Origin of the sequence: Flavonifractor sp. An10 (assembly GCF_002161215.1) — a bacterium.
GTDB classification, from domain to species: domain Bacteria; phylum Bacillota; class Clostridia; order Oscillospirales; family Oscillospiraceae; genus Flavonifractor; species Flavonifractor avistercoris.
On the sequence record NZ_NFMB01000001.1, the window covers coordinates 383,530 to 400,758 of the forward strand.

The window sequence follows — 17,229 nt, forward strand, 5'->3', positions numbered from 1 at the left end:
GAGAGGGCCGGAAGCAGATGCTTCCGGCCCTCTCTTGAGACTGTCGATAAACCCTCTTGTCAAAGGATTCGGAGGGAAGGATAGTGTGAAAGGCTGCCCCGCAGGGCGTTTCGAAGCGCAACCGCCGCAATGCGGCGGCACTTGGCGCGGAGATGAACCGTCAGGGTTCCCTTTCGCGTTGGATCAAACAACTTTTTGAAACTTTTTGAAGGTTCAAAAAGTTCAGCAGCCTGTCGAAAAGACTTTTTCGACAGGCTGAGGGCCGGAAGCATCTGCTTCCGGCCCTCGTTTTGTTATGGCGTGTCATCCGTCACCAGCCGGGGCAGGCGGGGCCCAAGACGGGAGAGCAGCTCGTTGGTGATCGTGCCGGCGGCCCGGGCGGCCTGCCCGGCAGTGAGCTCCGCCGCCCCGTCCCGGCCGATGAGGGTGGCGGTGTCGCCGGGGGAGACCCCGTCGATATCCGTCACGTCCACCAGGAGCTGATCCATGCACACCAGCCCGGCCACCGGGGCGGCCTGGCCGTGAATCAACACCTGTCCCGCCCCGTTGGACAGGCTCCGGGGCCAGCCGTCGGCGTAGCCGATGGACAGGGCGGCCAGCACCGTGGGCCGCCGGGCGGTAAAGGCCCCGTCGTACCCCGCCGCCTCCCCGGCCTCCAGACGGTGGAGCTGGGTCACCCGGGCCCGGAGGGAGAGGACGGGCCGCAGGTCAACCGCCGAGCGGGTGCGGTGGTCGGGAGAGCTGAGCACCCCGTAGAGGGCGATGCCCGGCCGGGCGAAATCGCAGGGCAGGCTGTCGGCATAGTTGAGCAGGCCGTAGCTGCCCTGAAAGTGGATCGCCCCCGGGTCAAACCCGGCCTTGCGCAGGCCGTCCACCGCGCGCTGCAGGCGGCGGAGCTGCTCCAGGGTGCGGGCCCGGCTGGCCTCGTCCAGCGCCTCCGCGTCGGACAGGTGGGTGAATACGCCGGTGACCTTCAGGTTTTTACAGGCAAAGGGGGCAACCAGGCCCTCCACATCGTCCCAGGGGATGCCCAGCCGGTGCAGGCCGGTGTCGATTTTCAGGTGCACCGCGATCCGGCGGCCCTGGGCGTCCAGGGCCCGGGCGTGGTCGGCGCTGACCACCGCCTGGGTCAGGCAGTACCGGGCCAGCAGGGGAACCTCTCCGGGGCCGGTGCAGCCCAGCACCAGGATGGTACCCCGGACGCCGCCCCGCCGCAGGCGCGCCCCCTCGGCGGCGGTGGCTACGGCGAAGGCGCGGACGCCCTCACCGGCGCAGATGCGGGCCACCGCCAGATCCCCGTGGCCGTAGGCGTTGGCCTTCACCACCGGCATGAGCTTCCCGCCTTCCGGCAGCAGGGCGGAGAGGGCGGACAGGTTGTGCCGTAGGGCGGCGGCGTCCACCTCAATCCACGCCCGCCCCCTGGGGTCAGCCCTGGCGGGACGGAGGAAGGCGAAGGGGAGGGCCAGCAGGGCGGACAGGAGTACCACCGCCCCATAGTGGCCCAGGCTGTTGTCCACCAGCAGCCCGGTGAGGCCCACCACCCGCGCCCCGCCCCGCACCAGCACAATACACCAGGGGTGGAGCACGTAGATGGCCGCTGTCCACCCCCGGAGGGCAGGGGCGGCGGGCAGCTCCAGGGCGGCCAGCCACAGGAGCAGAAAGCCCACGCACAGGGGGAGGGTGAGGTAGAGAGCGTCGAACCGGGCCAGGGCGAAGTGCTTGACCAGCAGGCCCTCCGTCGTCAGCAGAACCAGGGAGGCCAGCAGACCGGCCCCGTACCGCCCGGCCCCCACCCGCCGGGCCGCCCGGCCAGCCAGCCCAGCAGCAGGAAGATGGGGGTGGAGAACAGGCCGTTGCGGGTGTAGTCGAAGCAGAGGAACATGGCCTCATAGGCGGCACGTACCGGCGGCAGCGCGGCGGTGAGGCCGTACCAGCTGTCCCCCAGCAGGCCGATCAGATACAGCAGCACCGCGGGCAGCCAGGCCCATCTCCCCAGCCCCCGTACCAGGGCCCAGACGATGCAGGCCCCCAGGGCCAGTGCGGGGAAGTACCACAGGTGATAGAAGGTGCCGTTGAAGAAGATGTCCCGCAGCAGGGCGGCCCCGCTGTCCTGAAGGGTGTGGTTATAGAGGTTCAGAGGCAGGTAGAGCAGGGCGGACAGGAGATAGAGCAGCAGGGCCTTTTTCAGAAAGGGCCCCAGAGCCGCAACCCCCTCCCGCCGGAGGCGGGGCACCAGGAACCAGCCGCTGACGGCGAAGAAGAAGGGGACGGCAATCCGCCCCCAGATATCGGTGAGCAGGTCGTTGGCCAAGGGGCTCACCGACAGCAGAGGGCCGGTGTGGATGGCTGCCACCAGCAGGGCGGCGGGGAGGCGGAAGCGGTCGAAGCCCCCCAGTGTGTTTCCCCTCATCCCGCGTCCCTCCACACCGTCAGCACCACGCCGCCCTCGTTGGTGTCGGATGTCTGGCAGGGGAGATTGGCAGGGAACTCCAGCTCCGCCGCCTGCTCTGCGGGCACATAGCTGATCTCAAACTGCCGGCCCAGCCCCTGATACCGCAGGGGCTCCGCCCCCAGGGGAAATTCGTGGAGCCACGACAGATATTCCTCCAGCACCAGGCCCCGCTCCTCCATCAGCCTAGCGTGGGGCCAGCCCACATAGCGGAAGTGCCACGGCTCGTGGCCGATGCCGGTGACGGCCTCCTTGCCCTCAGGATAGCGGAGGACAAAGCCGTAGTCGGCGGCCCGGCGGCGCAGTTCCCCGCAGGGGCCGTCATCGGGGAAGGCGGGGCAGAGAAAGTCGATGTCCGGCCGGTTTTCCCCCAGGTCGATAGCCAGGCCGGTCTGGTGCTCGCTGCACCCGGGCATGGCCACATAGGTCTCGGTGAATTTCTGTCCGTGCTCCGCCAGGGAGTCGTCCCAGATGGCCTGCTGCTCGGAGCGTGGTCGGTAGCCGCTCACCGGTACGATGGCCCCCCTGCCGCCCACGGCGGTGAGCAGTTGCTCCAACATAGTCTTGGCCCTGGCGTGGAGCCTGATCCGGGGATGGCTGTCGTCCACGGGCACCAGGGCCTCCGCCTCCGGCTCCCCGGCCAGGGGGTGGGCCCGGTTCACCAGATACAGGGTGCCCCTCATGCGCCCACCGCCAGTCCGATCAGCTTGTCCAGCAGCTGGGGGAAGTCCAGGCCGACCCCCTTCATCATGCTGGGGTAGCGGCTGTGGGCGGTGAAGCCGGGGATGGTGTTGATCTCGTTGAACACGACGCACCCGTCGGGGGTGAGGAACAGATCCACCCGGGCGAAGCCCCGGCACTCCAGGGCCCGGTAGAGGGTTTTCGCCGTCTCCTGGATCTCCGCCGCCTTTTCTGGGGCGATGCGGGCGGGCACGTGGATGGCGGAGGTGATCAGGTTGTACTTCTCCGTGAAGTTGAAAAACCCGCCGGACAGCTGGATCTCGTCCACCAGCCCCACGGTGAGCTCCTCGTTGCCCAGCACGGCGCAGCCCACCTCAAAGCCGGGGACGGCCTCCTCGATCACCACCTTGCTGTCGTGCTCCAGGGCGGCGGCCACGGCGGCGGACAGAGCCTCGGGGGAGTCCACCTTGGAGATGCCGAAGGAGGAGCCCGCCCGGGCGGGCTTGACAAAGAGGGGATAGGTGAGCCCCGCCGTGCGTTCTGGCAGCAGGGCCATGTCCTCCCCGGCCCGGAACAGGGCGGAGGGGGGCACCGCCACCCCCGCGGCGGCGGCCAAGCGGTGGGCCGCGTCCTTGTCCATGCAAAGGGCGGAGGGGAGCACGCCGCACCCCACGATGGGGATGCCCGACAGCTCCAGCAGGCCCTGGACGGTGCCGTCCTCCCCGTTTTTGCCGTGGAGCACCGGGAAGGCGGCGTCCAGGTACACGGTGGAGGGGCCAGCGGGGGCGATGAGGAGCAGGCCATGGACGCCCCGGTCGGGGGAGATCACGGCGGGAACCAGATGCCGCTCATCGGTGTGCCAGCTGTCGTCCAGCAGGGCGTCAAAGGGCCCCTGGTAGAGGAACCACCGGCCGTCCCGGGTGATGCCCAGGGGCACCGGCTCGTATTTTTCCGGATCCAGGTGGGTGAGCACCGCGTGGGCGGACTGGAGGGAAATGTCGTATTCCGAGGAACAGCCGCCGAACAGGACGGCCAGCTTCCGCTTTTTCATACTGATTACCTCCCAAAGCGCTTGCGCTTTTTTGTATATGGGAAGTATAGCAGGCATTTCTGACGTTCAAGCGACCGTGTGCTTACATTCCTCTGACACAAACCTTAAAATTATCTGACAATTCCGGGGCCGGGAGCCGCCGGCACCGGGCGCCGGGCGGCGCATAGGGACAGACGCGGCGGGAATAGAGTGGAAGCGGAGGTGTGACATTATGTTCCCAGCCTGGATTTTCCTGTCCCTCAACAGCCTGTTTTTCACCCTGCGGCTCTCCGGCGGGGTCACCGGCTCCTTCCCCCGCCCCCTGAAGGCGGAGGAGGAGCGGATGTACCTGGAGCGCATGGCCCAGGGAGATCTGGAGGCCCGCAACATCCTCATTGAGCACAACCTGCGCCTGGTGGCGCACATCATGAAAAAGTATTACACCCCCAACGGCGACCAGGACGACCTGATTTCCATCGGCACCATCGGCCTGATCAAGGGCATCAGCACCTTCAAGCCGGATAAGAATGTCCGCTTGGCTACTTACGCCTCCCGGTGCATTGAGAATGAAATCCTGATGTATTTCCGCTCCCAGCGGAAGCTCCAGGGTGAGGTGTCCCTGTCCGACTCCATCGACGGGGACGGGGATGGGAACTCCCTGTCCCTTCTGGACACCATCAGCGTGGACGACAATATGCTGGAGGAGCTGGATGCCAGGGATGCCTGTGCCAAGGTGCGCCGGTGCGTGGCCCAGTGCCTGGACGAGCGGGAGGCCATGGTGATCACCCTGCGATACGGGCTCAACGCCCGCCCACCCCTGACCCAGCGGGAAATCGCCGCCAAGTGCGGCATCTCCCGGTCTTATGTATCCCGCATTGAGAAAAAGGCGCTGAAAAAGTTGGAGGAGGCGATGGAAGCGTAGGGGCGCGCTTCCGCAAAGTTAAACCCTCCCGGCAATTCCCGAGACTTGAAAATGCCCTTTAATGGCCTCAGCGTGTCGAGAAATCCGGTCTACATGAATGTGTAGGCCGGGTTTCTGGCATAAAAGAGATGGAGGAGTAGGGATAGGAAGGAGGGAAAGAGCTTTCTCCATAGCCAATTGGCCGGTTTTTTGAGGTTCATGGCAACAAATTTAAGCTTCACCCAGTTGTAACCTGGGCCAAGCCTCTGTACTGCGTATAACGCATGGCGTGTTTTTCCTTGGCGTCTGCGAAGACCCGTTCAATGGTCTCTTTCCGGCGCTTGTAGAGTTCCTGGTATTGAAGGGTATAGCGGGCGTCGCCGGCCAATTCCCATAGGCCTTCCAGATATGCCTCTGTATGGCCTTTACACAGTCCTTGGAGCAGGTACACAGATGGCGGGTAGGGCAACTGGCGCAGATCTTGGGGCCGCTTCTGTATTCTCGGTATCCGTCCCCTATTGAATGGCTTGGTGGCGGAGCTGGATGACGAGCAGGCGTACAGCAAATATGACACAAGAATAAGGACACCGGCAACAGCCGCAGCGGCCACAGCAGTAAGACGCCGCGTACCAGCTTTGTGAAGTGGATGTATCGGTTCCCCGAGATCGGAAGAGGGAATTTAAGCCCCAGGTGCTGAAAAAGAACCAGGCCAGCATTAGGGCTTGTTTGAAAAATGCCAACATACCCAATCGGCGGGCCTTTTGTCCCCTGAACGGCACAATTTTTTCTTGAAATCCGTCAGGATTCCTGCGAAAAAATTGCTTGTCAGCGACCCAAAATTCCTCGCCGCTGGGCATGTCTCCAACTTTCAAACAAGCCCTAGCTTTGCATATCTGCTTCTTTTGTGCAACTTTTATTTTTCAAACAAGCCCTAGTTTTTCGGCTTTTTGTTCAATTTGAGGGAGATGCCCCGGGCCTCCGCCGCCCCGTTCAGCAGGCGGACGGCCTGGGCGGCCCGCTCCTTCAGGGGGAGGGAGCCGTTCAGCTGTTCCAGCACTCCCGCCGTGTCCCCGGCGGGGAGCAGGTTGACGGCGGTGCAGAAGAAGCTCTTGCGCCGCCCATCGTTGTAGTGCTCCAGCAGTTGGGTGAGCAGGCGGCTCTTCTCCGCCAGCTCCGCCCGAAAGTCCTCCGGCGCCGCCGCCCAGCGGTTCAAATGCTCCAGCTGGTTTCGGTGGGGCACGAAGGAGTCGAAGCGGGCGGCCTCTTTCAGCCGGGGGCAGGGGTAGCCGGGGCAGAGGGCGCAGGACTCCGGCCCGCCGTGGGCCAGGGCGCACCGGATGACGGCGCAGCTCTGGTGCCCCTCCCCGCCGCCGCAGCCGGGGCAGCCCCTCTCCATCCGGTGCATGGGGCACAGGGCGCAGCACAGCCCGCACAGGGAGAACGCCGGGTCGCTCCGCCGGTAATTCCTCATGACGGTTCCTTTCTCCGCAGCAGGGCGAACAGGTTGCACTCCCGGCAGGCGGTGGAAAACTTCTGGCCGGTGAACACCCAGCACAGGGGCTTGATGGAGGTGAGCACCCAGATGCCCGCCAGGCTGCTGAGCAGGATGGCCAGATAGTAGCCCAGCTGGATGGGGATGGTGTCCACCGCCGGGGTGATGAAGCGAGTCCACACCTTCTGCCAGAACTCGATGGCCAGGGGGTGAACCAGGTAGATGCCGAAGGACAGGCCGGACAGGGCGGTGATCGCCCGGCCGCTCTGCCGGTGCTCCGCGTAGGAGCGGGCCAGCTGGAACAGGGCGCAGGCCAGCACGGCGCAGAAGATGTGCAGATAGCTCTTATACACCTCACTGTAAGCGCCGGCGGCCAGGGTGGCCCGCCAGGTGCCCACGGCGATGACGGCGTAGCTGACCGCAGCCGCGGCCCACAGGACGGGGCGGGAGGGGGGCCGCTTCCGGGCCAGCCAGGCCCCCAGGGGGAAGTAGCCCAGGTAGCCCCCCACAAAGTTCAGGTTGGACACGGTGGACACGGTGAAGGCGGTCTTCCAGGGGCCGGCGGGGGCCAGATCCCGCAGGGTGTTGAGCAGCAGGACGAACACGAACCACAGCAGCATCATGTAGTCCCAGTGCCGGTCGCTGAGGCGCACCGTCAGCTCCCGGAGCAGGGGGGAGAGCAGATACATGACGATCAGGGCATACAGAAACCAGTAGGGGGTGAGCACCGGCGTGCCCAGTATGGAGGTGAGCTGCTCCAGCGCGGCCTGGGGGCTTCCCATGGCGGCCATCAGGAGCAGCACCAGGGCAGACCAGGCCAGCAGGGGCACCATCAGCTTGGGCAGCCGCCGCCGGAACAGAGTGTGGAGGGAGGCGGTCTGAGGCTGGTTCAGCAGCAGGGCGCCGGAGAGCATGAAAAACAGGGGCACCGCCGCCGTGGCCAGGGAGGTGACCAGATTGGAGAAGTGCCACAGGGAGCCGATGGACTGACGCAGGGCGCCGGAGGCGGTGTGGAGATACACCACCCCCAGCATGGACAGCACCCGCAGCAGATCGCAGTCCAGGCGGCGGGCGGCCGGGGCACTCACAGGCCCACCGCCTTCCGCCGGAGCAGGGACAGGGGCGGGGCCTGGACGGGAAGCTTCAGGTAGAAGGGCATCTGGGGCTTTCTGGCCTCCGGAATGGGCAGGCCGTCCCCGTCGGTGAGACCCTCCACGGTGACGGGCACCGGCTTCAGGCCGGGGCCCATAAGCTCCAGCTCGTCCCCGGCGGAGAGCTTGTTGCGCAGCTCGCACAGGGCCAGCCCGTCGGGGGTGCAGGAGGTGACCACCGCCATGATCTGCCAGTCCCGGACATAGCGGGAGTGGCTGGTGTGCTGGCCCGGCTCCCCAAAGTAGAAGCCGGTGGAGTAGGGCCGGTGGCTCACCTTCTCCACCTCGTCCCGCCACACCGGCTCCAGGGGCTGTCCGGCCAGGGCGGCGTCGATGGCGTGGCGGTAGGCGCCGGTGACCACGGCGGCGTAATAGGCCGACTTGGCCCTCCCCTCGATCTTCAGGGAGTCCAGCCCGGCGTCGATGAGCTCCGGGATGTGGTCGATCATGCACATGTCACGGGAGTTGAGAATGTAGGCGCCCCCCTCGTCCTCCCCGATGGGGAAGTACTCGCCGGGGCGCTTCTCCTCCACCAGGGCGTACTGATAGCGGCAGGGCTGGGCGCAGGCGCCCCGGTTGGCGTCCCGGCCCGTCATATAGTTGGAGAGCAGGCAGCGGCCCGAGTAGCTGACGCACATGGCCCCGTGGACGAAGGCCTCGAGCTCCAGCTCTTTTGGGGCCTTGGCCCGGATCTCCCGGATCTCGTCCAGGGACAGCTCCCGGGCCAGGATCACCCGGCTGGCCCCCAGCTCGTACCAGGCGGCGGCCGCCTGGTAGTTGGAGACGCTGGCCTGGGTGGAGATGTGGGCCTTGAGCTTGGGGGCGTGCTTTTTCAGCAGGGAGAGCACCCCCACGTCGGCCAGGATGGCCGCGTCCACCCCCAGCTCCTGGAGGTAGGAGAGCCACTCCGGCATCCGGGCGATCTCCCCGTTGCGGGGCATGGTGTTGCAGGTGACGTGGACGGCCACGCCCCGGCTGTGGCACAGGGCCACCGCCTGTTTCAGCTCCTCCGGGGTGAAGTTGCCGGCAAAGGAGCGCATGCCGAAGTCCGTGCCCGCCAGATATACCGCGTCGGCACCGTAGGCCAGGGACATGCGCAGCCGCTCCATGTCCCCGGCGGGGGCGAGCAATTCAATGTGTTCAGCCATTCTGGTAACGCTCCTGGGTTGCGATGAAGTCCTGCTGGCCCTGATAGGTGCGGAAGAAGTGGTGCAGTCCGTCGTCGCCCAGGGCGTAGAAGTAGTAGTTGGTGTCGTCCGGGTACACCGCCGCCCGCAGGGCGTCCACGCCGGGGCAGGAAATGGCCGTGGGGGGCAGGCCGGTGTGGGTGCGGGTGTTGTAGGGGGTGTCGGCGTTGAGATCCACCTCGGTGCCGCCGGTGGCGTAGAGGATGGTGGCGTCGATGTTCAGATAGCCCGCCGTCTCGCTGGTGGGGTTGTCCAGACGGTTGTAGATGACCGAGGCGATCTGGGCCTGATCCTGGCCGTCGGTCTCCTTCTCGATCATGGAGGCGATGATCACCGCGTCGTTGATGGTGTGGCCGGAGGCCTGGATGTCGGCGCGCATCTGCTCGGTGAAGATCTCGTCAAAGCGGAGGATCATCTTGTTGAGCACGCTCACCGGATCCTCGCCCATATAGAACTCGTAGGTGTCAGGGAACAGATAGCCCTCCAGCCGCTTGGCATCCCCCAGGGGCAGCACCCCCTTGAGGAAGGAGAAGTTGAAGTCGTAGTTGGCGGCGGTGTCCTCCAGCTGCTCCACGGTGGACACCCCCTTCTCCTCCAGCAGCTGGAAGATCTGGGCCTCAGTCTGGCCCTCGGGGATGGTGACCGTGGTGATCATCCGGCTGGCGGAGGAGGAGCCCATGCTGGAGACCAGGGCCCGGTAGTCCATGTCGGTGTCCAGCTGGTAGGTGCCCGGGGTGATCTTGGCGTCCTCCTCCCCGGCCTGGCCGGAGACATGGGTGAGGGCGCAGAACATCTTGAAGACCATCTTGTACTCGATGAGGCCGGCCTCCTTCAGCTTGTCGGCCACATCGCTCACCGTGTCGCCCTCCTCGACCTGCACGGTGGCGGTGAGGGGGGCCTTGTTCAGGGCCAGCACGTCGTTGGCCCACATCCAGCCCACCCCCGCCAGAATGGCGGAGATGCCCAGCACAAAAATGATATAGAGCAGCACGCCCCACGCGCCCAGGCGCTTTTTCCGCCGGCGGCGGGGGGCGGGGCGCCGCTCACCCTCCGGATGGGAGGGGGCCACCCGCTTCCCGCCGTGGCCGGCGCTCCGGTGCTGGGCGGGGCGGCGTTCTTCGTTCCGATATTCTTCCTGAGACATGGGTTCCACTCCAATCAAACAAAAGGCTTCTCACAGGCGCCGGCACCCAGACGGGAACCACCCCGCATCCGGCCGCATAGTATGGGCCAGATGAAGCAAGCGAGGTGAAACAAACATGTGCTTTGGCAACAATGGCTGGGGCGGCAGCGGCTGCCTGTGGATCATCCTGATTCTCATCATCATTTGCTGCTGCTGCGGCGGCAGCGGCAGCAGCTGCGGCTGCAGCAGCAACTGCGGGTGCAACGACGGCTGCTGCTGAGCCGGTTACGTACCGTGGAGCGCCAGGAGCGGGGCCTCAGGCCCCGCTCTGCGCTGTCAGAGGCGCGGACGGGCCGTACAGCCCCTCCTCGGTGAGCACCAGGGCCACCGGGAGATCATGCCCCTCCGCGGGGAGCCGCTCCAGCAACAGCGGGGCGCGGCACAGGGCGGCGGTAAAGCCGGAAAACCCGGCCAGCCAGCGGTCGTAGTACCCGCCCCCTTGGCCCAGGCGTCCGCCGGAGCGGTCGAAGGCCAGGCCGGGCACCAGCGCCAGGCCGATGTCCGCCCGGTTTACCGGGGGGCAGTCCTCCCCCGGCTCCAGCATGCCGAAGCGGTGGGGGAGCAGGACGCTGTCCGGCCGGATCAGCCGGGCCTCCATCCCATGGCCGGGCAGGCACCGGGGCAGGCAGAGCCGCTTTCCCCTGGCCCACAGGGCGGGGAAGAGACGGGCGGTGTCCGGCTCCGCCCCCATGCCGTGGTAGAGCAGCAGGGTGTCCGCCGCCTCCACCTGGGGCAGGGAGAGGAAGCGGGCGAAGAGGGCGTCGTCGCTCTCCCGGCGCTGCCTGGGGGACAGGTCCTCCAGATACGCCCGGACACGGCGGCGCAGCGCGGCCTTCTCAGCCGTGATAGTGGACGTCATGGGCCACCTTCCGGGCGGCGTCGGCGCCCCTGAGCACCTCCACCAGCTTCAGGCCGAAGGGGAAGGCGGAGCCGACGGCCTCGGCGGTAACGATGTGGCCGTCCACCACCACGGGAGTCCCCTTCTGCACCACGGCGGAGCCCATCAGCTCCTCCATGCCGGGGTAGCACACAGCCCGCCGCCGGTCGAGGAAGCCCAGATTGGCCAGGATGGTGGGGGCGGCACAGATGGCGGCCAGCCAGCAGCCCTCGTCGTAGCAGCGCTGGATCAGGGCCTGGGCGCGGAGCTCTCCCTGAATGGCCTCCACGCCGCCCAGGCCGCCGGGGAGCATGAGCATGTCCAGCGCGTCGGCGTTCAGCGCCTCCAGGGCGCAGTCGGCGGTGACGGTGATGCCGTGGGCGCCGGTGATCTGCGTCCCGCCGATGCCCGCCAGACAGACCTCCACGCCGGCCCGGCGCAGCAGATCGGCGGGCACCAGGGCCTCGCTCTCCTCAAATCCCGTTCCCAGCAGAATGGCTACCATGTTGCAACAGCACCTTTCCCTTTTTTAAATTAAGTGTTCTCGCTCTTTCCCAAAACGGGGGCGACCCGCCCCCAGATCTCACGGTGAATGTCCTCCACGCTGCGCAGGGCGCCCGCGCCGTCCACGCAGGGGATCCTGACCCAGCCCAGGCACTCCGCCGCCCGCAGGGCGGTGCGGCGGCACAGGGCCAGGTAATCGGTATCCACCTCGTGGATGTCCCCGTGGGTGTGGGTGGCCGCCTCCCGGCTGCGGAGCAGGTGCACCGCCCGGTCGGTGGGCATGTCCAGATAGACCACCAGATCGGGCAGGGGCAGGCCCAGCTTGGAGCACTCAAAGTCAAAGAGCCAGCGGAAGAAGCCCTCCCACTGGTCTTCCGGCAGCTTACAGGCCTGGTGGACGGCGTTGGAGGTGGTGTACCGGTCGGAGAGCACCAGCCCGCCGTCCTGGTAGTACCCTCCCCACACCTTCTTCCACGAGGCGTAGCGGTCGACTGCGTAGAAGGTGGAGGCCGCATAGGGGTTCACATCTGAGGGGTGGGAGCCGAACTCCCCGCCCAGGTACATGCGGATCAGGGCGGAGGAGGGCTCGCTGTACTGGGGGAAGATCAGCCGCTGGAAGGGGAGGCCCTCGGCCTCCATCCGCTCACAGAGCAGCCGGAACTGGGTGGACTTGCCCGACCCGTCGGTGCCCTCAAAGACAATCAGCCTGCCCTTCAAGCCCGCGCCCTCCCTCCGGTGAGCCGCGCCCCTGCCGCCTGGAAGAGCACCAGGGGCAGCCGGGCCATGCGGCCGATGCGTCGGGGTTCCTTCATCAGGCGGTAGAGCCACTCCAGCCCCAGCTTCTGGAGCCCCTCCGGGGCCCGCTCCACCACCCCGGCAAACACGTCCAGGGAGCCGCCCAGGCCCACCATCAGGCGGGCGCCGGCGGCGGGGCCGTTGCGCACCATCCACAGCTCCTGCTTGGGGGCGCCCAGGCACACAAACACCACGTCGGCCGCCGACTCCTGAATGGCCTTCACCACCGGGCCGTCCTCCTGGAAATACCCGTCGTGGGTACCGCAGACGATCAGCCCCGGGTATGCGGCCTTCAGATTGGCGGCGGCCAGCTCGGCCACGCCGGGCTTGGCCCCCAGGAGGAAGAGCCGCTTGCCGTGGGCGGCCATCCAGGCCAACAGCCGCTGGGCGAACTCAATGCCGGGCACCCGGCCCTTGAGCGGACGGCCCAGGATTTTCGCGGCGTAGGTCACGCCCACCCCGTCGGCCAGCACCAGATCCGCCCCCAGCAGGGCCTGCCGGAAGGGCTCATCGTGCTGGGCGGCCAGCAGGAACTCCGGATTGGGGGTGACCGCGTAGTGGAAGCCGCCGTCCTCCACCAGGGCGGCGCCGGCCTCAGCGGCCTCGTCCAAGGTCAGGTCGTCGAAGCCGACGCCCAAAATATCTGTCCTCAAAATGACATTGCCTCCGATTGGAATTCTGTCCACAATTTGAGGCCATTCTATCACATCCTTCCGAAAAAGTCCATGAAAAAACCGGGAAAAGGGGGACGGGAAAAATGAAGATTCTGTGAAGAATGGGGAAGTTCCCCGTTGACAAGCGGCGCGCAGATGAGTATAATGAGCACAAGTTCTTTCTTTAGCGACTAAAATCGCTAAAGAGCAGTAGGAATTGGAGGAGACAAATATGAGAAAGCTATCTAGGCTGGCCGCTCTCGGCCTGAGCGGCATTCTGGCGCTTGGCCTGGCCGCCTGCGGCGGCGGCACCGGCACGTCCGATACGCCCTCTGGCACCGAGTCCCCCGCGGCCGGTACCGAGTCCCCCGCCGCGGCGGGCGAGACCTTCGTGGTGGGCATCTGCCAGCAGATGCAGCACGTGGCGCTGGACGAGGCCACCCGCGGCTTCATCGAGACCCTGGAGGAGAAGCTGGGCACCTCTGTGGAGATCCAGGAGCAGAACGCCTCCGGTGAGGCGGCCAACTGCACCACCATCATCAACAACTTTGTGTCCCAGGGCGTGGATCTGATCCTGTGCAACGGCACCACCGCCCTCCAGGCGGCTGTGGCCGCCACCGGCGACATCCCCATCCTGGGCACCTCCATCACCGAGTACGGCGTGGCCCTGGGCATCGACGGCTTCGACGGCACCACCGGCATCAACGTGTCCGGCACCTCCGACCTGGCCCCCCTGGATGAGCAGGCCGCCATGCTCCAGGAGTGGTTCCCCGAGGCCCAGAACGTGGGCCTGGTCTACTGCTCCGCCGAGCCCAACTCCGACTATCAGGTGCAGACCGTGAAGGGCTATCTGGAGGAGATGGGCTACACCTGCACGGAGTACGCCTTCTCCGACTCCAACGACCTGTCCGCCGTGGTCACCACCGCCTGCGCGGAGAGCGACGTGCTCTATATCCCCACTGACAACACCGCCGCCACCAACGCCGAGCTCATCGGCAACATCGCGGTGCCCGCGGGCGTGCCCATCATCGCCGGCGAGGAGGGCATCTGCTCCGGCTGCGGCGTGGCCACCCTGACCATCAGCTACTATGATCTGGGCTGCCAGACCGCCGAGATGGCCTACGAGATCCTGGTCAACGGGGCCGATCCCGCCACCATGGAGATCGCCTACGCCCCCAACTTCACCCCCAAGTACAACGCGGCCAACTGCGAGGCCCTGGGCCTGACGCCCCCGGAGGGCTACGAGGCCATTGCGGCCGAGTAACCCGGCCCACAACCAGAACCAACAGCCAGCGGGAGGATTCTGTCCTTCCGCTGGTTTTGGCGTAAAAAAACAGCCCTCGCTTCACGGGGGCTGAGGAGGAATGAACTTGAACTTCATGCACCTGATCAACGCCCTGCCGGGCGTAGCGGCCCAGGGCCTTATCTGGGGCATCATGGCCATCGGGGTCTACATCACCTATAAGATCCTGGATGTGGCCGATCTGACCGTGGACGGCACCATGTGTACCGGCGGCGCGGTGTATATCATGCTCACCATGGCGGGCCTGCCCTGGCCGGCGGCCCTGCTGGGGGCCTTCCTGGCGGGCCTGCTGGCGGGCCTGGCCACCGGCTTGTTCCACACCCTGTGCGGCATCCCCGCCATCCTGGCCGGCATCCTGACCCAGCTGGCCCTCTATTCGGTGAACCTGCGCATCATGGGGCAGGCCAACCGGCCCATCAACTCTATACAGTACGACGTGCTGCTCTCCTCCCGGGACGTGCGGGCGCTGAGCATCCAGAACCCGATCTTCATCGGCGCCATCTTCGTGGTGGTGATCATCGCCGTGCTCTACTGGTTCTTCGGCACGGAGCTGGGCTCCTCCCTGCGGGCCACCGGCGCAAACCAGAACATGGCCCGGGCCCAGGGCATCAACACCAACGTGTCCAAGGTGCTGGGCCTGATGCTCTCCAACGGCCTGGTGGCCCTGTCCTCCGCCCTGCTGGCCCAGTATCAGGGCTTTGCCGACGTGAACATGGGCCGGGGCGCCATCGTCATCGGCCTGGCCGCCGTGATCATCGGTGAAGTGCTCTTCTCCAAGGTGTTCCACAACTTCGGCCTGAAGCTGCTGGCCGTGGCCATCGGCGCGGTGCTGTACTACCTGGTGTACCAGGTGGTCATCTGGCTGGGCCTCAACCCCGACGACATGAAGCTGGTCACCGCCCTGATCGTGGCCGCCTTCCTGGCCATCCCCTACTGGAAGTCCCGCTACTTCAGCAAGGCGGGCAAGAGAGGAGCGCAGACCCATGCTTGAGATCAAGGAAATCTACAAGACCTTCAACGCCGGCACCATCAACGAGAAGCGGGCCATGAACGGCGTGTCCCTCACCCTCAACGACGGGGACTTCGTGACGGTGATCGGCGGCAACGGCGCGGGCAAGTCCACCCTGCTCAACCTGGTGGCCGGCGTCTATCCGGTGGACAGCGGCACCATCTCCATCGACGGGCAGGATGTGACCCGCCTGCCCGAGCACAAGCGGGCCAAGTTCATCGGCCGGGTGTTCCAGGATCCCATGATGGGCACCGCCGCCACCATGCAGATCGAGGAGAACCTGGCCCTGGCCGCCCGCCGGGGGCAGGGCCGCTCCCTCCGCCCCGGCATCACCCGGGCCGAGCGGGAGCAGTATAAGGAGCTGCTGAAGATCCTGGATCTGGGCCTGGAGGATCGGCTGACCAGCAAGGTAGGCCTGCTCTCCGGAGGCCAGCGGCAGGCCCTGACCCTGCTGATGGCCACCCTGAAGAAGCCCAAGCTGCTGCTGCTGGACGAGCATACCGCCGCCCTGGATCCCAAGACGGCGGCCAAGGTGCTGGACACCACCGAGAAAATCGTCCAGCGGGACAAGCTCACCACCCTCATGATCACTCACAACATGCGGGACGCCATCGCCCACGGCAACCGCCTGATCATGATGTATGAGGGCCGCATCGCCGTGGACGTGTCCGGCGAGGAGAAGAAGAAGCTGACTGTGGAGCAGCTGCTCAACCTGTTCAGCAAGGCCAGCGGGTCGGACGAGGCGGACGACAAGCTGCTGCTGGGATAAAGCGGTCAGCTGCTCCACGGGGCCCCATCGCAGATGGGGCGGCGCTTGCGCCGTACAAGCGTTTTGCCGGAGGCAAAACCTTGGCGCAGGCGGAATTCACTTCCGCCGAGCATGTGAAAAGACAAGGGAACCCACAGAGGGGCGGGGCAAAAGCCCCGCCCCTCTGTGGGAGGCAGCTGCTTAACCTGTTCAGCAAGGCCAGCGGGTCGGACGAGGCGGACGACAAGCTGCTGCTGGGATAAAGCGGTCAGCTGCTCCACGGGGCCCCATCGCAGATGGGGCGGCGCTTGCGCCGTACAAGCGTTTTGCCGGAGGCAAAACCTTGGCGCAGGCGGAATTCACTTCCGCCGAGCATGTGAAAAGACAAGGGAACCCACAGAGGGGCGGGGCTTTTAGCCCCGCCCCTCAGGCTGTCGAAAAACCTCCCGTGAAGGAGCGCCTCGTACAGTTCCCGCGGCCGCAGCCGCAGGAATCAAATCAGAATCCGTCATTTCCGGGGACATGTGCCTCGGAAATGACACTTCTCATGGCGGAAGGGGTGACTTTTTCGCAAGAAAACGAACCCCTCCCACCATGTGCTCTTTCTCGAAAAAGTTCAGTAAAAGCTGGGCTATTTCTTAAGGTATGAGGTAAAATAGGGAGGAGGGAGTGATGAAAGATGCTGGAACGAGGGGAAATGGATCGGGATGTAATCGAGATCGTGGGGATAGACAGCTAGGGCTTGTTTGAAAAATCGGGAGTCTTGTTCTAAATCAACAGGAATGCAATGGCGGCAAGGTAAAGGAAGGACAAGTAGGAGGCGACCAGCTTGTCGCATCTGGTGGCAATTCTGCGAAACCACTTGATTTTCTGGAAAAAACACTCAATCAGATGCCGCTCCTTGTACAGATACCAGTCTACCGGTCAGGGATTAGACACATTGCTTTGGGGCGGGATCACGTAATTATACTGGTACAGGCGCAGCTCCGGGTCGGCCATGCAGCGGCGGGGGGGGGGGGGCACCTTTACATCCACCTGGACCCGCTGCCCCGGATAAGTCATTTGCTGGTAGGGCTTTGGCTTGTAGGCCGTTTTCTTCTCTTTGGGTGGGAACAGCCCCAGCTTTTTCATTACCTGGAACAGGCTCTCCGGGCGGCGGGTGCAGCCCCGCTGCTGCAGCCGGTGCCACAGTTCCACCATGCCGAGGCGGGGGTTCCTGCGGCGCATGTCCCGGATTAGCTTCAGCTCTGCCTCTGTATGCTGGTT

At 65.6% G+C, this 17,229-nt stretch carries 19 protein-coding genes and 1 pseudogene; 6 read left to right on the forward strand and 14 right to left on the reverse strand.

Annotated elements, in window-relative coordinates; all coding sequences use genetic code 11:
- Nucleotides 1-293 precede the first annotated feature (293 nt).
- Genes vanT through vanG form a run of 4 tightly spaced genes read right to left on the reverse strand, consistent with a single transcriptional unit; the run spans nucleotide 294 to nucleotide 4,181 of the window.
- Nucleotides 294-1,793 carry a serine racemase VanT catalytic subunit gene (vanT, locus tag B5E42_RS01950; RefSeq protein ID WP_242966981.1) on the reverse strand — a complete coding sequence of 500 codons (1,500 nt, stop codon included), beginning with the start codon at nucleotides 1,791-1,793 and terminating at the stop codon, nucleotides 294-296.
- Nucleotides 1,742-2,410, reverse strand: coding sequence for an acyltransferase family protein (locus tag B5E42_RS19435; protein WP_242966982.1), 669 nt, complete (start codon nucleotides 2,408-2,410; stop codon nucleotides 1,742-1,744). Before B5E42_RS19435 ends, vanT begins: the two co-directional genes overlap by 52 nt.
- On the reverse strand, nucleotides 2,407-3,132 hold the full coding sequence (locus B5E42_RS01955; RefSeq protein ID WP_087236366.1) for a M15 family metallopeptidase: 726 nt from the start codon (nucleotides 3,130-3,132) through the stop codon (nucleotides 2,407-2,409). The genes B5E42_RS19435 and B5E42_RS01955 overlap by 4 nt, the downstream gene beginning before the upstream one ends.
- Entirely contained in the window at nucleotides 3,129-4,181 is a 1,053-nt protein-coding gene (gene vanG, locus B5E42_RS01960) for a D-alanine--D-serine ligase VanG (RefSeq protein WP_087236368.1), read from the reverse strand. Before vanG ends, B5E42_RS01955 begins: the two co-directional genes overlap by 4 nt.
- A gap of 211 nt (nucleotides 4,182-4,392) precedes the next feature.
- Here vanG and sigK point away from each other — a divergent pair, with 211 nt between their 5' ends.
- A complete protein-coding gene (gene sigK, locus B5E42_RS01965) occupies nucleotides 4,393-5,082 on the forward strand; it encodes an RNA polymerase sporulation sigma factor SigK (RefSeq protein WP_087236370.1) in 690 nt (229 codons plus the stop codon).
- A 910-nt stretch (nucleotides 5,083-5,992) separates the two neighbouring features.
- Here the strand turns inward: sigK and B5E42_RS01975 are convergent.
- The 4 genes from B5E42_RS01975 to mltG are packed head-to-tail and all read right to left on the reverse strand — an operon-like array spanning nucleotide 5,993 to nucleotide 10,035.
- The gene (locus tag B5E42_RS01975; protein ID WP_087236372.1) at nucleotides 5,993-6,532 is read right to left on the reverse strand and encodes a DUF3795 domain-containing protein; all 540 of its coding nucleotides are present in this window, start codon (nucleotides 6,530-6,532) and stop codon (nucleotides 5,993-5,995) included.
- Nucleotides 6,529-7,641, reverse strand: coding sequence for an acyltransferase (locus B5E42_RS01980; protein ID WP_087236374.1), 1,113 nt, complete (start codon nucleotides 7,639-7,641; stop codon nucleotides 6,529-6,531). Before B5E42_RS01980 ends, B5E42_RS01975 begins: the two co-directional genes overlap by 4 nt.
- The gene (locus tag B5E42_RS01985; protein WP_087236376.1) at nucleotides 7,638-8,852 is read right to left on the reverse strand and encodes a U32 family peptidase; all 1,215 of its coding nucleotides are present in this window, start codon (nucleotides 8,850-8,852) and stop codon (nucleotides 7,638-7,640) included. The genes B5E42_RS01980 and B5E42_RS01985 overlap by 4 nt, the downstream gene beginning before the upstream one ends.
- Nucleotides 8,845-10,035 (reverse strand): endolytic transglycosylase MltG, encoded by a 1,191-nt coding sequence (gene mltG, locus B5E42_RS01990; RefSeq protein WP_087236378.1) that lies wholly within the window; start codon nucleotides 10,033-10,035, stop codon nucleotides 8,845-8,847. Before mltG ends, B5E42_RS01985 begins: the two co-directional genes overlap by 8 nt.
- Nucleotides 10,036-10,150: 115 nt before the next feature.
- Between mltG and B5E42_RS19270 the strand changes: the two genes are divergently transcribed.
- Nucleotides 10,151-10,294 (forward strand): hypothetical protein, encoded by a 144-nt coding sequence (locus B5E42_RS19270; protein WP_204244365.1) that lies wholly within the window; start codon nucleotides 10,151-10,153, stop codon nucleotides 10,292-10,294.
- 36 nt (nucleotides 10,295-10,330) lie between these two features.
- On the opposite strand, the gene B5E42_RS01995 is transcribed toward B5E42_RS19270, so the two are convergent.
- From B5E42_RS01995 to B5E42_RS02010, 4 genes are read right to left on the reverse strand one after another with little or no spacing between them, the layout of a single operon-like run.
- Nucleotides 10,331-10,933, reverse strand: a complete 603-nt coding sequence (locus tag B5E42_RS01995) for a 5-formyltetrahydrofolate cyclo-ligase (protein ID WP_087236380.1) — start codon at nucleotides 10,931-10,933, stop codon at nucleotides 10,331-10,333.
- Nucleotides 10,911-11,456, reverse strand: a complete 546-nt coding sequence (locus tag B5E42_RS02000; protein ID WP_087236382.1) for a DJ-1 family glyoxalase III — start codon at nucleotides 11,454-11,456, stop codon at nucleotides 10,911-10,913. The genes B5E42_RS01995 and B5E42_RS02000 overlap by 23 nt, the downstream gene beginning before the upstream one ends.
- A gap of 29 nt (nucleotides 11,457-11,485) precedes the next feature.
- The gene (locus tag B5E42_RS02005; RefSeq protein ID WP_087236384.1) at nucleotides 11,486-12,172 is read right to left on the reverse strand and encodes a thymidylate kinase; all 687 of its coding nucleotides are present in this window, start codon (nucleotides 12,170-12,172) and stop codon (nucleotides 11,486-11,488) included.
- Entirely contained in the window at nucleotides 12,169-12,903 is a 735-nt protein-coding gene (locus tag B5E42_RS02010; protein ID WP_087236386.1) for a WecB/TagA/CpsF family glycosyltransferase, read from the reverse strand. The genes B5E42_RS02005 and B5E42_RS02010 overlap by 4 nt, the downstream gene beginning before the upstream one ends.
- Nucleotides 12,904-13,135: 232 nt before the next feature.
- On the opposite strand from B5E42_RS02010, the gene B5E42_RS02015 reads away from it, so the two are divergent.
- The 4 genes from B5E42_RS02015 to B5E42_RS19085 all read left to right on the forward strand — a co-directional run bounded on the left by B5E42_RS02015 (nucleotide 13,136) and on the right by B5E42_RS19085 (nucleotide 16,226).
- Nucleotides 13,136-14,167 (forward strand): ABC transporter substrate-binding protein, encoded by a 1,032-nt coding sequence (locus B5E42_RS02015; protein WP_087236388.1) that lies wholly within the window; start codon nucleotides 13,136-13,138, stop codon nucleotides 14,165-14,167.
- Nucleotides 14,168-14,267: 100 nt separating this feature from the next.
- Entirely contained in the window at nucleotides 14,268-15,197 is a 930-nt protein-coding gene (locus B5E42_RS02020) for an ABC transporter permease (RefSeq protein WP_343214166.1), read from the forward strand.
- Nucleotides 15,190-15,984: an ABC transporter ATP-binding protein gene (locus B5E42_RS02025; RefSeq protein ID WP_087236392.1), complete on the forward strand. Its 795-nt coding sequence runs from the start codon at nucleotides 15,190-15,192 to the stop codon at nucleotides 15,982-15,984. The genes B5E42_RS02020 and B5E42_RS02025 overlap by 8 nt, the downstream gene beginning before the upstream one ends.
- An 80-nt stretch (nucleotides 15,985-16,064) precedes the next feature.
- Nucleotides 16,065-16,226 (forward strand): hypothetical protein, encoded by a 162-nt coding sequence (locus B5E42_RS19085; RefSeq protein ID WP_162613883.1) that lies wholly within the window; start codon nucleotides 16,065-16,067, stop codon nucleotides 16,224-16,226.
- Between the two features lie 505 nt (nucleotides 16,227-16,731).
- Here B5E42_RS19085 and B5E42_RS02030 read toward each other — a convergent pair.
- Nucleotides 16,732-16,872: pseudogene (locus B5E42_RS02030) on the reverse strand (IS4/IS5 family transposase); the annotation flags it as partial.
- A 15-nt stretch (nucleotides 16,873-16,887) separates the two neighbouring features.
- Nucleotides 16,888-17,163 (reverse strand): hypothetical protein, encoded by a 276-nt coding sequence (locus tag B5E42_RS02035; RefSeq protein ID WP_162613889.1) that lies wholly within the window; start codon nucleotides 17,161-17,163, stop codon nucleotides 16,888-16,890.
- Nucleotides 17,164-17,229 lie beyond the last annotated feature (66 nt).

Coding starts and splice junctions, on each gene's coding strand:
- B5E42_RS19435 (WP_242966982.1), bottom strand. CDS start 2,410: ATGAGGGGAAACACACTGGGGGGCTTCGACCGCTTCCGCCTCCCCGCC.
- B5E42_RS01955 (WP_087236366.1), bottom strand. CDS start 3,132: ATGAGGGGCACCCTGTATCTGGTGAACCGGGCCCACCCCCTGGCCGGG.
- vanG (WP_087236368.1), bottom strand. CDS start 4,181: ATGAAAAAGCGGAAGCTGGCCGTCCTGTTCGGCGGCTGTTCCTCGGAA.
- sigK (WP_087236370.1), top strand. CDS start 4,393: ATGTTCCCAGCCTGGATTTTCCTGTCCCTCAACAGCCTGTTTTTCACC.
- B5E42_RS01975 (WP_087236372.1), bottom strand. CDS start 6,532: ATGAGGAATTACCGGCGGAGCGACCCGGCGTTCTCCCTGTGCGGGCTG.
- B5E42_RS01985 (WP_087236376.1), bottom strand. CDS start 8,852: ATGGCTGAACACATTGAATTGCTCGCCCCCGCCGGGGACATGGAGCGG.
- mltG (WP_087236378.1), bottom strand. CDS start 10,035: ATGTCTCAGGAAGAATATCGGAACGAAGAACGCCGCCCCGCCCAGCAC.
- B5E42_RS19270 (WP_204244365.1), top strand. CDS start 10,151: ATGTGCTTTGGCAACAATGGCTGGGGCGGCAGCGGCTGCCTGTGGATC.
- B5E42_RS01995 (WP_087236380.1), bottom strand. CDS start 10,933: ATGACGTCCACTATCACGGCTGAGAAGGCCGCGCTGCGCCGCCGTGTC.
- B5E42_RS02000 (WP_087236382.1), bottom strand. CDS start 11,456: ATGGTAGCCATTCTGCTGGGAACGGGATTTGAGGAGAGCGAGGCCCTG.
- B5E42_RS02015 (WP_087236388.1), top strand. CDS start 13,136: ATGAGAAAGCTATCTAGGCTGGCCGCTCTCGGCCTGAGCGGCATTCTG.
- B5E42_RS02020 (WP_343214166.1), top strand. CDS start 14,268: ATGAACTTGAACTTCATGCACCTGATCAACGCCCTGCCGGGCGTAGCG.
- B5E42_RS02025 (WP_087236392.1), top strand. CDS start 15,190: ATGCTTGAGATCAAGGAAATCTACAAGACCTTCAACGCCGGCACCATC.
- B5E42_RS02035 (WP_162613889.1), bottom strand. CDS start 17,163: ATGGTGGAACTGTGGCACCGGCTGCAGCAGCGGGGCTGCACCCGCCGC.